12 protein-coding genes are annotated in these 13,972 nt (G+C 32.4%); 7 read left to right on the top strand and 5 right to left on the bottom strand.

Annotation, left to right across the window (positions count from 1 at the left end; all coding sequences use genetic code 11):
• Window positions 1–27: 27 nt before the first annotated feature.
• Entirely contained in the window at window positions 28–1,266 is a 1,239-nt protein-coding gene (locus tag EYD46_RS06835) for a multidrug transporter (protein WP_130936337.1), read from the top strand.
• Window positions 1,267–1,339: 73 nt separating this feature from the next.
• Here the strand turns inward: EYD46_RS06835 and EYD46_RS06830 are convergent, their stop codons facing one another.
• On the bottom strand, window positions 1,340–1,657 hold the full coding sequence (locus tag EYD46_RS06830; RefSeq protein WP_130936336.1) for a toxin-antitoxin system YwqK family antitoxin: 318 nt from the start codon (window positions 1,655–1,657) through the stop codon (window positions 1,340–1,342).
• Window positions 1,658–1,946: 289 nt separating this feature from the next.
• Between EYD46_RS06830 and EYD46_RS06825 the strand changes: the two genes are divergently transcribed.
• Window positions 1,947–4,229 (top strand): inorganic phosphate transporter, encoded by a 2,283-nt coding sequence (locus EYD46_RS06825; RefSeq protein WP_130936335.1) that lies wholly within the window; start codon window positions 1,947–1,949, stop codon window positions 4,227–4,229.
• Window positions 4,230–4,259: 30 nt separating this feature from the next.
• Here EYD46_RS06825 and EYD46_RS06820 read toward each other — a convergent pair whose 3' ends face one another.
• A complete protein-coding gene (locus EYD46_RS06820; RefSeq protein ID WP_130936334.1) occupies window positions 4,260–6,737 on the bottom strand; it encodes a TonB-dependent receptor domain-containing protein in 2,478 nt (825 codons plus the stop codon).
• Window positions 6,738–6,944: 207 nt separating this feature from the next.
• Between EYD46_RS06820 and EYD46_RS06815 the strand changes: the two genes are divergently transcribed.
• Both EYD46_RS06815 and ppnP read left to right on the top strand, forming a co-directional pair.
• A complete protein-coding gene (locus EYD46_RS06815) occupies window positions 6,945–7,808 on the top strand; it encodes an OmpA/MotB family protein (protein ID WP_130936333.1) in 864 nt (287 codons plus the stop codon).
• Between the two features lie 116 nt (window positions 7,809–7,924).
• Entirely contained in the window at window positions 7,925–8,206 is a 282-nt protein-coding gene (ppnP, locus tag EYD46_RS06810) for a pyrimidine/purine nucleoside phosphorylase (protein ID WP_130936332.1), read from the top strand.
• Between the two features lie 136 nt (window positions 8,207–8,342).
• Here the strand turns inward: ppnP and EYD46_RS06805 are convergent, their stop codons facing one another.
• The 3 genes from EYD46_RS06805 to EYD46_RS06795 all read right to left on the bottom strand — a co-directional run bounded on the left by EYD46_RS06805 (window position 8,343) and on the right by EYD46_RS06795 (window position 12,456).
• Window positions 8,343–10,136 carry a ribonucleoside-diphosphate reductase subunit alpha gene (locus tag EYD46_RS06805; RefSeq protein WP_130936331.1) on the bottom strand — a complete coding sequence of 598 codons (1,794 nt, stop codon included), beginning with the start codon at window positions 10,134–10,136 and terminating at the stop codon, window positions 8,343–8,345.
• Between the two features lie 3 nt (window positions 10,137–10,139).
• Window positions 10,140–11,414, bottom strand: coding sequence for a ribonucleotide-diphosphate reductase subunit beta (locus EYD46_RS06800; RefSeq protein ID WP_130936330.1), 1,275 nt, complete (start codon window positions 11,412–11,414; stop codon window positions 10,140–10,142).
• Between the two features lie 469 nt (window positions 11,415–11,883).
• Window positions 11,884–12,456 carry a DUF3109 family protein gene (locus EYD46_RS06795; protein WP_130936329.1) on the bottom strand — a complete coding sequence of 191 codons (573 nt, stop codon included), beginning with the start codon at window positions 12,454–12,456 and terminating at the stop codon, window positions 11,884–11,886.
• 107 nt (window positions 12,457–12,563) lie between these two features.
• Here EYD46_RS06795 and EYD46_RS06790 point away from each other — a divergent pair, with 107 nt between their 5' ends.
• The 3 genes from EYD46_RS06790 to EYD46_RS06780 are packed head-to-tail and all read left to right on the top strand — an operon-like array spanning window position 12,564 to window position 13,972.
• A complete protein-coding gene (locus EYD46_RS06790) occupies window positions 12,564–13,145 on the top strand; it encodes a MarC family protein (protein ID WP_130936328.1) in 582 nt (193 codons plus the stop codon).
• Between the two features lie 14 nt (window positions 13,146–13,159).
• Complete coding sequence (locus EYD46_RS06785) at window positions 13,160–13,363, top strand: hypothetical protein (protein ID WP_130936327.1); 204 nt, start codon at window positions 13,160–13,162, stop codon at window positions 13,361–13,363.
• A 3-nt stretch (window positions 13,364–13,366) separates the two neighbouring features.
• Window positions 13,367–13,972 (top strand): FAD-dependent oxidoreductase, encoded by a 606-nt coding sequence (locus EYD46_RS06780; RefSeq protein WP_130936326.1) that lies wholly within the window; start codon window positions 13,367–13,369, stop codon window positions 13,970–13,972.

Here is a 13,972-nt window from a genome sequence, read left to right as displayed (position 1 = left end):
AACTTTAATATTTAAATCAAAATGAAAATGAGAAATAACCTTTTACTAAGTTTAGTTGCATTAACGTTACTTTTTACGTCTTGCGCTAACGATGATACAGCTGATATTGTATTAAACATAACCAATAATAATGGCGGAAATGGTGGTAACACTCCAGTAGATACTGATGTGTTTTTATCAGGAACTTATACTGAAGATTTAACATTGGATGCAAATAAAAATTATAAAATCAATGGTTCTTTAGTAATAGCTGATGGTGCAACGCTAACTATTCCAGCAGGTATGACAATTGAAGCGCTTGCAGCAGGTTCTGATGTTTATGTAGCTATATCTCAAGGAGCTCAAATTATAGCTGAAGGAACTGCTGATAATCCAATTGTATTTACATCAGATGCATCAACCCCTGAAGCAGGAGATTGGGGAGGTTTAATTCTTTTGGGAAAAGCACCTATTAACTCTGTAACGGGTACTGCAACTTCTACATCTGAAATAGCTGGTTTACCTTACGGTGGAAATGCTGCTGATGATAATTCTGGATCTTTAAGATATGTAAGAATAGAATTTTCTGGTGGTTCTGCAGATGGTCAATCAGAAAACAACGGTTTATCTTTTTATGGTGTAGGTAATGGTACTCAAGTAGATTACATTCAAATTTACGAAGGTAAAGATGATGGTGTTGAGTTCTTTGGTGGGACTGTAAACGTAAGTCATGTTGCTGTAATGAACTTACAGGATGACTCTATTGATTGGACTGAAGGGTATTCAGGTACAATTACTGATGCTTACATTCAGCATATCCAAAATCCAACAGAAACTTTCAATTCTGATAAAGCATTTGAGTGTGATGGATATAATGATGATTTTGGGAACAATTCAAACCCAATTTTCTTTTCTAGCCCAACTGTAACTAATGTAACTATTGTTGGTGTAGGATCAGATAATACATTTCAAGATGGTAAAATAATTGATCCAACAGCATACGAAGCTGTTCGTTTAAGAAGAGGTACAGCGGCTATTTTTACAAATATAAGTATCACTGGTTTTGGAGAAGCGTTTGATATTGACGGCAATGATACTTCAGATCCAACGGGTCAAGCGATTGTTGATGATGAGTTACAGGTTAACAATGTAACATTTGTAGATGTAACCACAAAGTTTAAAAATGATACTGGTGTTGATACTTTAACAGAAGGAGATTTGATTTCTGGTGAAGGTAACGGTACGGGTACTGATTTTGCAACTTGGGGATCAGGTTGGACTAGATAGAATTTTACATATTTAAGACATAAAAAAAGCATCACGTTATCGTGATGCTTTTTGTCTTTATCTAGTTTGGAGTTTATAGAGAGGCCACATTCTTAGAATAATCAACCTCTTTTAATTTGCCATCTATTATATAAGTCCACTTGCCAACTTTTTTACCTTCTTTGTAATATGCGGTAACTGTCTTTTCTCCTGCCTCATTATAACTAATCCATTGTCCTTGAAGTTTACCATCAGCGGTGTAAGATCCTGTTTGGCTTACCTCTCCGTTATCGTGATAATAAACAACGTCAATTAAATTTGTTTCTTTATTTAAGGTTAATGTTCTCTCTTTTTGAGCAAATACTGAAGCACTTATAAATAAAGCAGCTAAAATTGTTATATATTTTTTCATGTCTGCGGGGTTTTAATTAATAATTACTTTACAAATATAGTATTTATTTTACTTTTTCAAAACATTAACGTAACATTAAATTAACATTAAACACTTAAATAATTGATTTTAAGGTAATTATTTTTTTTCAAAAAACGATTTCTTAACATTAGCCATTGTCAAGATCAATTATACATTAGGATAATGTATCCTTATATTCAATGTTTTAAGTTTAGAACATAACATTCCGTTAACATAGAGTTCATTTTAAAATAAGACATTTGCTTATTAAATTTTTCTAGCTTAATACATGGAGAACATATATATCTACATGCTAGTTGCCTTGGCATTTTTGGCAATTGCAGATTTAATAGTAGGTGTTAGTAATGACGCTGTAAATTTTCTTAATTCAGCTATAGGGTCGAAAGCCGTTTCATTTAAAACCATCATGATAGTTGCCAGTTTAGGTGTTGCTGTAGGGGCACTAACTTCTAGTGGTATGATGGAAGTAGCTAGGAAAGGTATTTTTAATCCAGGCGAATTCATGTTTGATGAAATTATGGTCATTTTTATGGCTGTAATGATTACAGATATATTACTTCTGGATTTTTTCAACACCTTAGGACTTCCAACATCAACAACGGTGTCTATTGTATTCGAACTTTTAGGAGCGTCTGTTTGTATAGCAATTATAAAAATAATGTCTAAAGACAGTCAACAAACTATCTTAGACCTTGGTGATTATATTAATAACGAAAAAGCTGTTGAGATTATACTAGGCATTCTACTTTCTGTGCTAGTAGCATTTACCATAGGAGCCATTATCCAGTTTGTTTCAAGGTTGTTATTATCGTTCGATTTTTCAAGTAAACCTAAGTTTTACGGTGCTATTTTTAGTGGTTTTGCTATCACATCAATTCTATATTTCATTTTAATAAAGGGTATTAAAAATGCATCTTTTATGAGTAGTGATATAAAAGCCTTAATTGCTGAAAATAATTTAGCGCTAATAGCTATTAGTTTTTTGGTTTTTACTTTGGTGTCGATGGCTTTAATACAATTTTTTAAACTAAATATTTATAAGATAATTATCGTTATAGGAACTTTTGCACTAGCTGTGGCTTTTGCGGGTAACGATTTGGTTAATTTTATTGGGGTACCCATTGCTGCATTAGATGCTCACAACGATATAGTTGCTAGTGGGGTTTTAGACCCGTCAAAGTATAGAATGACAAGTTTAACCGAAGCAGTTCCTGCACAACCAATCCTATTGCTTTTAGCAGGTTTAATCATGGTATTAACCTTATGGTTTTCTAGTAAAGCAAAGGCAGTTGTGAAAACATCAGTTGATTTATCTAGGCAAGATGAGGTTAATGAGCGTTTTGAACCTAATTTTTTATCTAGAAATATTGTAAGGCTTAGTATTAATGCTTCTAACCAATTTAACAGTTTATTATCCGAATCGGCAAAAAAATACATTGATAAACAATTTACGCAAAGCAATTACTACGCAGCTGTAAAGGCTAAAGACAGACCAGCTTTTGATTTGGTAAGGGCATCTGTAAACTTAATGGTAGCTAGTGTATTAATATCTATTGCTACGTCTATGAAGTTACCATTATCTACTACCTATGTTACCTTTATGGTGGCCATGGGTACTTCTCTGGCAGATCGTGCCTGGGGTGCTGAAAGTGCAGTATACCGAGTTGCAGGTGTGCTTAACGTGATAGGAGGATGGTTTTTTACCGCATTAAGTGCTTTTGTAGCTGCAGCGGTTATGGCTTTTATTCTTTACTATGGAAGAGGTTATGCATTAACTGCTTTATTAATTCTCGCTGCCATACTACTTGTAAAAAACTACTTGACGCACCGTAAACAGTCTAGGGAATTAAAAGTTGAAGATACATTGCGAAAAGCAGAAAGCAGTTCTACACAAGGCGTTATTGTAGAGAGTGCTAGTAATATTGCAAATGTGGTAAGACGTGGTAACAAAATTTACACTAGTGCAGTAAATGGTTTGGCTACGCATAACCTCAAAGATTTAAAAAAGAATAAAAAACAAATAGAGAAATTATCTTATGAAATAGATGATTTAAAGGATAACATCTATTACTTCATAAAAAACCTTGAAGACCCCAGTGTTAATGCCAGTAACTTTTACATTAGTGTCTTAGGATATCTCCAAGACATGGCGCAGTCTTTAACATATATTTCTAACGCAAGCTTTAAGCATGTTAACAATAACCACAAGAAACTTAAGTTTAGCCAGATAAAAGAGCTGAAGGATATTGATGCGCATTTGGAGCGTCTTTTTGAACATACTAAAAAAGCATTTGAGACAGAGACTTTTGAGGAAATAGGCGTAATTTTAAGTGAAAGAAATAAGTTTTTTGATTTAGTTACAGATAAAATTCAGAAGCAAGTAGAACGCACAAGATCTGAAGAATCAAGTCCAAAAAATACTACCTTATATTTTAGTTTATTACTTGAAACCAAAGATTTGCTAAAAGCAACTTGGTCTTTACTGGATGAATATCATAATGCTCATGATGCAAGTGTACAACCTGCCACCATTAACGATCAAGAAGATTAAACGTTTTAAAAATAATCGAAACATTATTTTTTAGAATTCTTTCTTTCCAAATTCGCTATCAATAAACTTGGATTTATTTTTACCTTGTTTAAAGGTGTATGACAGATTAAGCAGTATCATATCTACTTCATATATATAATTTGTAGTAGTAAAGAACTCGTTTTCTCTAAATGTAGTAATACGTTGCTCATTAGTGTCTAGAAATCCTAAATCTATATTTTGCCACTGCAGTGTAGCTGTCAATCTATCATCCATAAATGATTTTTGGAACGTAAGATTTGGGGAATAAAACCGAGAATCTTCCCCTTGTGCCGTATTTCTGTCGGACAAATAGTTAAAAGTAAATTGTAATGTAGCATTATCCCAAAATCGCCATGTTGAGTTTAAGTTAATGGAATAAATTGTGGCATCAGTATCTATAACTCTATTATCAAAACTTCCATTAATACTGTAATTATATATATTTGCACCAATAAAATTACTCCACTTTTTAGTAGGTTTTATTTCTGCACCTATCTCTAAACCAATAGCTTTAGCATTGCCAACATTAGAATATATTCTATTTAAAATAGTATCATTAAATACAGTATTTACACGATTTACTACATTATTAATATGTCTAAAATAACCAGTTGCAAAAATAGAATTACCACCTTTTAAATCTTTAGTTATACCTAGCTCCACTAAATCAATAAATTCTGGTCTTAAGTTTTTATCGCCTTGTTCTAGGGTTTCAGAATGCTCACGTTCTGCAAACGGATTCATTTTAAAGGTAGAATTGCGTTCTACGCGTTTGCTATAAGCAGCTTTGATTTTAGTTTTTTTGTTGACTTTGTATTGAAGTGAAGCTGATGGATATAACTTCACAAAATCGTAAATCAACGTTTCATCAACAGTATTTGTTTTATCTTTTAATCTGAATGTTCTATCCATAACTTCCAAACGGGATCCAGCTGCATATTCCCATTTTCCTTTTTTACCAGTAAGTTGTATGTATCCTGAGTGAATGGTACGCTCTAAATCTACTTCACTAGAAAATTCTGGTACTAACTGAAATTCATCATTAAAATCAGTACGCCTTTCATAAACAAAATCTCCTGTGTGGGTTAAATCTCTATACTGATACCCAGTTTCTAAAACACCAAAATCAAAAGGTTTGAATTTGTAATCTAGCTGAAAGCGAATACCGTTAAGTGGATTGTCATTAGTATTAAATTCATCTTGAAATAAAATAGAACGATCAGGCTCTCCTAAGTTTTGATTTATTGTTGGTCCACCCAAAAGTGTATATTCATATAGGAAGGAAGCTGATAGCTCTGAAGTGTTTTTAAACTGATGTGTCCAATCTAAACTTCCTAAAATAAAATCGCCCTTGCGTTCTCTTAAGTTATGATTAAAATATTGAAATGTGTAAACTCTATTATCACTATCGGCCGGAGTTACCGCATGATTATCAAAATACACAATATCTGCTAAACGTGCTTTACTGCGTTTTCCAGCAAAAAAGCCAAGAGAATAGCTATCTGTTTTATTAGGTGTAAAATCTACAGTAAAACGACCGCTATAATTAGTTTCATCAAAACTACGTTCTCCTGTTGATGGAAATTGTGTTTTAGTATCATTTATAATTGTAAATACATCGCCTTCTCGTCTTCCTCCTAAATCATTACGTTGGTAATTTGCACCTAAAGAAATATTCCATTTTTCGGTTCTAAAATTATAGGTGCCATCAATACCATGACGCTTGTGAGATATAGCATTATCATAAGTTTCAATTGAAGGTAAACCACCTTTGATATTAATTTGGCCAAAAGCCCCATTTGCTGCACCTTTATTAGTTAAAATATTAATAATTCCTGCTTTCCCTTCTGGATCATACTTTGCTGAAGGTGCTGTTATCACTTCAATTTTTTTTATAGCATTTGCTGGTAGTTGCGCTATTAAATTGCTTGCATTGCCTTGAATAGGTTTTCCATTTAATAATACTACAAAGCCAGAACTTCCGCGAACACTTATTTCGCCTTGACTATCTACGCTTACAGAAGGTAAATTTCTAATCACATCTATACCAGAACCACCTTGCGCGCTTTTAAATTTTGAAGTTTCAAAAACCTGTCGGTCAATTTTATTTATAACAGTACTTTTTTCGGCTTGTATCACTACTTCATTCAATTCTGTTCCAAGCGATAATTTAATTATTCCTAAATCAATTAGTTGCTCATTTTTACTTACTATTATATCTTCAATACGTTGCTTTTCATAACCTAAAAAAGATGCTTCTATATAATAGTTGCCTCTTTTTATATTTTCAATATTAAAAATGCCCTTTTCATTAGAAATTACTCCGGCTATTAATGTTCCACTTTTTGCCTCAAATAAGGCTGCTGTGGCATATTCCAGAGGAGTGTTTTCTTCATCAACTATAACACCTTTTATTTGTGAAAAGCTAGTTTTAGTAAGGAGTAAGTAACTAATTAGTATTATAATGTATTTCTGTTTTAACAACATGAAGTTTTTCTATTTAAAACTGATGCAAATGTAAATAAACCGATGGGTTATGTAGGGTTTAAAGTATTAAAATTCATGTATTGGAAATGTTACTTTTTAATTATGTAGCTCAAGGATAAGTAGATATATATTGTAAAAATAAAAAGTGTGTTTCAACGTCCAAAACAATACTTTCATCGTATCTATAACAAACCTAAAGTTATTATTATGAAAAAAATTTCTATCACTCTTTTAATTGCAGTAGTTACATTGTCTTGTGTTTCAAAGAAGAAATACATAGCCTTACAACAAGAAAACGGAGAAATTAAAAGTGAATTACAAAAAACAAGAGTTGCTAAAGAAGATTTAGAAGCAAAATTCGATAAAATTGAAGCTAGGGTTGAGGCGTACAATTCTAAAATAGCATCTCTTAAACAAGAAAATGATGTAAAACTTGATGCTGTTGGAGATGTAGCTGTAATTTCTAACGATACGAAATTGAAAATGCGTGAAACACTTAAAAATGTTAATGCAGAAAAATTAGCCCAAGCCAATACGCTTAAAGATTCTATGAATTTGGCTGTAGCTTACAATTTAGAAAAAACTATTAGCGAAAGTAATATTGATGAAGATGAGGATTTCGCCGTAAACATTAACGAAACAGTAGTAATGATTTCTATTGCGGATAACATGTTATTTAATACAGGGAGCTACAGATTAAGTTCTAAAGCAGATACTGTACTTAAAAAACTAGCTGATGTTATCAATTCTGAACCTAGTTTAGATGTTATGGTAGAAGGGCATACTGATGCTAGAACTATTAATACGGAGTTCCTTTCTGATAATTGGGATTTAAGTGTGATGAGAGCTACTTCTGTAGTGCGTAAGCTCCAAGAGAAATATAATGTGTCTCCAGAAAAATTAATTGCAGCAGGCAGAAGTAGTTACCAGCCTATTGCAGAAAATGATTCCAGAGAGAACAGAGCTAAAAACAGACGTACAAGAATTATTATTCTACCTAACATAAATAAGTTTTTTGCCTTAATGTCTGAAAACAATAACACTTTTGCAGAAAATAACATCTTAGATTAATTAATCCATTTTTTCTAAAATTAAAAAAGCATTTCACGTTGTTGAAGTGCTTTTTTTATGGTGTATAGCATTTTACAAAAAACTATATTTGCCAACTTAATTTAAAACTAATTATTATGATTCCAGTAAACGAATATTTTGATGGTAATGTAAAATCATTAGGCTATAAATTTAATACAGGAAACTCTACTATAGGTGTAATGGAAGAAGGCGAGTATGAATTTGGTACCAGTACTCATGAAACTATGACGGTTATTGAAGGCGAAATGCTTGTAAAACTTCCAAACTCAAATGAATGGCAGACTTTTAAATCTGGAGAAAGCTATGACATCGAAGCAAATGAAAAGTTTACTGTAAAAGTTTCAAGCCAAACGTCTTATTTGTGTAAATATGAGTAACGTTCTTGCTAGAATATGAAATATATCTAGAATTGAATAATCATCACATAAAAAAAGCATTCTATCTAAATCTTAGGTAGAATGCTTTTTAATTTTAAGTACCCAAATTAAGGAATACTTAAATTTATAGCGCTATTTATCCTTCACAACTAGCACACTCTTTTTTCTGTTTGAATTTTTGAGCGGCATTCATACTATGTTGATAGTATAGAGACTTTAATCCTAGTTTCCATGCAGTAACATAAATCTTGTTGATGTCTTTTACTGGCATATCTGGATGCACAATAATATTTACAGACTGTCCTTGATCAATATGGTTTTGTCTATTAGCGGCTTGGTATACGATGGTTAACTGATCAATTTCAGAATAAGTCTTAAACACATCGCGCTCAAGCTCTGTTAACTCTTCTTCTAAGTGTTGTACAGATCCGTCATGATCACGAATACTTCGCCATATTTCAGGGGTGTTTAATCCTTTTTCTTCTAATAGATTTAACAAGTAAGGATTCTTAATTGTTGTTTTTATTTTTGCGATATCTTTCACATAAATATTAGACCAAATAGGCTCGATTCCTTGCGATACTTGCCCTAAGATAAATGCAGAGGATGTTGTTGGTGCAATAGCGTTTAATGTGGCATTACGTCTTCCATACCCTTTTAATACTTCAGGCTCACCAAATAAAACAGCCAATTCTTTTGAAGCTTTATAGGATTTCTCTTCTATTGTTTTAAATATCTCACTATTTAAATTGAAAGCTTCCTGGCTATCAAATGGTAACATTTTAGACTGTAATAAAGAATGCCAACCTAATGCGCCTAAACCTAGCGCTCTATTTTCTTTTGCGAAATTATAGGCACGTTCCATGAACATAAATGTCTGTCTGTCATCTAGATCATCAGAATCTCTGTATTCTTCTAGTTTATCTGTGAATTCGGTAATAACTGCATCTAAGAAATATACCATGGTTTCAACAGCATCGGTATCTTTCCACTTGTCATAGTGTAATAAATTTACTGATGATAGCACACAGACAAAAGACCACTGATCGTTTGATGGTAGCATAATTTCAGTACATAAATTACTAGCTACAATTTTATGATTGTTCTCTTTATATACATCTGCTGCTTGGTTATTAGCATGATCTTTAAAGAAAATATATGGGTATCCAATTTCTCCTCTACGTTGTATTACCTTAGCCCAAATAGAACGTTTGTCAACATCGCCTTCAATCATCTCTTCCATCCATTTATCAGTTACAGAAACACCGTGTGTTAATTCTTGTATAGAATTACCTTCTGTACCAATTTCTAGAAACTCATTTATGTCTGGATGCTCTACAGGTAAATATGGAGAAAAACGCCCTCTTCTTACAGAACCTTGACTTACAACATCAACCATTTTTTCAAACAGCTGCATAATATGTACTGCTCCAGAAGACGATCCATTATTTTTTACTGGAGCACCTCTATGTCTTAAATTTCCAAAGTATCCAGAAGTACCACCACCTAATTTAGACATCATACCTACTTCAGATTGCGTATATAATATGTTACCCATATCATCAGCAATATTAGATCCAAAACAGCTTATTGGTAAACCTCTCTTTTTTCCAAAATTAGACCATACGGGAGATGCCAGTGAAAAGAAACCTTCTGCCATATACCCATAAAATTTATCTGCAAAACCATCAATTTTTAAAATTTGTTCTGCTCTCTCTGCTATTTCACGAATACGTTCTTCTGGCGTAGCATTATCAGTTAAGTACCCAGATGCTAAAAATTTACGGCTATTTTCTGTTAACCATTCAAATTTTGGTTCCGCTTGGGTTTGATTTACATTCTTAATTTGCTCTTTTCTGGCATTAAGAAGTTGATCGTATTGAGATTGTTCTGTTTTGTTCTCTTGTTGTTGGTGGTTTTTAATTTTCATGGTTTAAAAAAGGTCGTCGCTAGTTATACTTTTAGTTCTTTTGCTGTAGTTAATGGATCGTTTTACAAAGAAATCGCCGTGCTTGGTTCCGATAATTTCGTCATCAAACCACTCGGTTTGTGCTACTAATTCTTCGTTTATTTTAAATACTTTATCAATGCCTATGCTTTCTAAGGAGTCGTTAAAACGTTTTTTAATAAATTCGTTTACAACATTTTTTGGAAGGAAGTCTAATTCTCCTTCTTCAAAAATCCAGTCTATAATATCGCTTTCTGCTTCAAACGCTTCCTTGCATATAGTTTGAATTTTTTCGTTGTAATTATCTCCAAACCAACTTGGGTTTTCCTTCTTAATTATTTTAATAACATCTATACCAAAATCCCCATGTATTTGTTCTTCTTTAGAAGTTGCCTCAACAACATTAGAAATACCTTTAAGCATATTCTTATGTTTGTTAAATGCCATAATAATTAGGAACTGAGAGAATAATGATACATGCTCTATAAATAATGAAAACAATAGGATAGACTCCGCATATTCTTGAATGTTATCACTCTTAGAATTCTTGAGGGCAGTTTCTAAGTAGTGTACACGTCTCATGATTACAGGCTTCTTTTTAAGCGCCTTAAACTCTGCATTTAAACCCAATATTTCTATTAGGTGTGAGTAAGCATCATGATGGCGTACTTCACTTTCTGCAAATGTTGCACCTACTGAGCCTATTTCCGGTTTTGGCATTTTATGGTATATGTCTCCCCAAAAAGATTTAACCGCTACTTCTATTTGAGAAATAGCTAACATGGTATTTTTTATAGCCGATTTTTCGGTTGGATTTAGTTGCGCTTTAAAATCTTGAATATCACTTGTAAAGTTAAACTCGGTGTGAATCCAATACGAATGTCTAATGGCATTCACATATTCATATAAATCTGGATACTCATAAGGTTTAAGGTTAATGCGTTTTTCGAAAATATTAGACTGTCGCTTTCTGGCTTGTTCGTCTCTATATAGAATAAACGCTTTTGCAGCATCATGAAAAGCACTATCCATAAGTTTATCTTCCACGATGTCTTGTACTTGCTCAACATTAGGCACATATCTCGAATCTACTGCTTTCCTAGCCAATAGAGACTCAAAAACTCTATCTGAAATGTCTTTGGCATCTTGCCGTGTACCATGATTTACTGAAAGCATCGCTTTCTCAATGGCATTGGTAATTTTGTCTAATACGAACGGTGTAGTTTCGTAATCTCTTTTAATGATATGTGTTATTTCCATGCGTTGATATAGGTTAAATATTGACGTACAAATCCTGCAGGGGAACCCTGTGAAACAAGCCAAAAACAAGGCTTATTTTTTTTAAAAATCTATTGAAAAACACCTTTTTGATAAAAATGCCTTCAACAAAGATTATAAATTGTTAAATGCATTTTGATTAAACTTAAAATACATTTTTAACAAGTTTATTAACAAGCTAAAGTTGTGTTTTTACTCAGAATTGAGTGGAACAAAGATTGTAAAATGATTGATATGTTTTTAGGCGAATGTAAAAACGTTTTCAACAAGTTTTTAACAAACAAATAACTGCTTGTTAATCAATAAGTTTACAAAAAAAAATAGTTAAAATACTGTTTTTCAATAATTTATGATTTTTGAAATATCAAAAAGTTTACAAAAAAAATAAAAGTTTATAAAGGTAAAAGTCTCTGTAAATAAAGGGGTTTTATAGTAATTTGTAGGTTGTTTTTTATGGTGTTAAAAAGTCTTCAGCAACTTTTTCTAATTCAGCATACCAATCCTCGCCAAATTTTCTTATAAGAGCTTCTTTTACGAATTTATAGATGGGAACTTGCAATTCTTTTCCAAGTACGCAAGCGTCATCACAAATTTGCCATTTATGATAATTCACTCCTGAAAATTCAGTGTAATCTCTAACGCGAATTGGATATAAGTGGCAGGATATTGGTTTCTTCCAAGAAACCTCTCCTTGATTATAAGCTTCTTCAATACCGCAAAGCGCTACTTTGTTTTCGTCAAAAATAACATAAGCACAATCGGCACCATGTATTAGAGGAGTTTCTAACTCGCCATCTTCAGTAACTATGCTTGTACCATGTTGTTCAATAGCTTCTATGCCTTCAGGTCTTAAAAATGGTTTTACTTTAGGATAGATATCTTCCAGAATTTTAACCTCATCTTTTTCTAGGGGAGCACCAGCGTCTCCATCAATACAACATGCACCTTTACATGCGCTTAAGTTGCATAAAAAATCTTTTTTTATGATGTCTTCTGAAACGATGGTTTTGCCTAACTGAAACATGCTAATCTAAAATTGAGATGCAAAAATAACTAAACTTTACAAGGTAATTGGTATGGCAATTTGATAATAAATACAGACCTTTGTAAAAACTTTAACTGCTTGAAGCTATGCAGCTTAATTTTAAAGAAATTTTTACCGCTTTTATGGTGTTGTTTGCAGTAATAGATATTATTGGCAACATTCCTATTGTGATTGATTTGCGTAAAAAAGTAGGACATATACAAAGTGGAAAAGCTTCCTTAATTGCAGGTTGTATTATGGTGCTTTTCTTGTTTTTAGGGAAGAGTATTTTAAATTTAATTGGTATTGATGTTAATTCCTTTGCTGTTGCAGGTGCCTTTATTTTGTTTTTTATAGCTCTAGAAATGATTTTAGGTATTACACTATACAAGCAAGAAGAAACTAACCCAATGACAGCTTCAATTTTTCCATTAGCATTTCCCTTAATGGCAGGGCCTGGTAGTTTAACTACACTACTTTCATTACGTGCAGAGTTTGAGGTGGAAAATATAATTGTAGCTATAATTTTAAATGTGCTTTTTATTTTTATAGTATTAAAAACATCATCTAAAATTGAACGTTTTTTAGGTGTAAATGGCATCAATGTTATTAGAAAAGTGTTTGGTGTTATACTATTAGCCATTGCAGTTAAATTATTTGCTCATAATATAAAAGCTTTGTTTGCTTAATTAAATTATTATAGATGAAATACATTGCATATACCATAATAGTTTTAGCATTTGCTTTAGGTGTTTATAATGCTACAAAACTAAATTTCGAAGCTCTTTTTGAGGGCGAAAGTATTGTGGGGCTTATTACTATTTTAGCATCGTGTTGCGCAATTATATTGATGTTGATTTTATTAACATCGAAACGTATTGAAGAAAAAGTGAAAAATAAAAAATAGTTTATGTACGATGCTTTAATTGTTGGAGGAGGTGCAGCAGGAATGTCTTGTGCTTTAGTTTTGGGTTCTGCAAAACAGAAAGCTTTTGCGCAAGGTAAATCCATTGGTATTATAGCACACCAAAAATCATCACATTTACAAACGGCATTGTTTAATAATGTTTTAGGATTAACACCAGGAACCACTGGAGCTTCTATTTTAGAAAGTGGTAAACAACAACTATCTGATTTATATCCGCACGTAGAACAAATTGAAAAAGAAAAAGTGCTTGAGGTTTTAAAGACAGAAAGTGATTTTGAAGTTAGAACTAATAAAAACATTTATACATCCAAAATAGTAGTAGTAGCTGTTGGTTATACTAATTTAATGCGAATTAAGGGTTTGAAACAATTTGTAGAACCTCATCCTAGAGCTGCTATTGAAAAGGATCGTATTTGGTTAAAAAACACAGATCATTTAATTGAAGAAAATTTATATGTTGCTGGTACTTTGGCAGGATGGCGTAGTCAGTTTGCTATAGCTTCCGGGAGTGGAGCACAGGTAGCTACTGATATTTTAACGCTCTGGAATGGTGGAAAGCATACTAAGGTGCATGATAAGATAATTTGA

Source organism: Hyunsoonleella pacifica (genome assembly GCF_004310335.1).
GTDB classification, from domain to species: Bacteria; Bacteroidota; Bacteroidia; order Flavobacteriales; family Flavobacteriaceae; genus Jejuia; species Jejuia pacifica.
The sequence above is the reverse complement of the archived record's forward strand: the minus strand, read 5'-3'. Positions and strand labels throughout refer to the sequence as shown.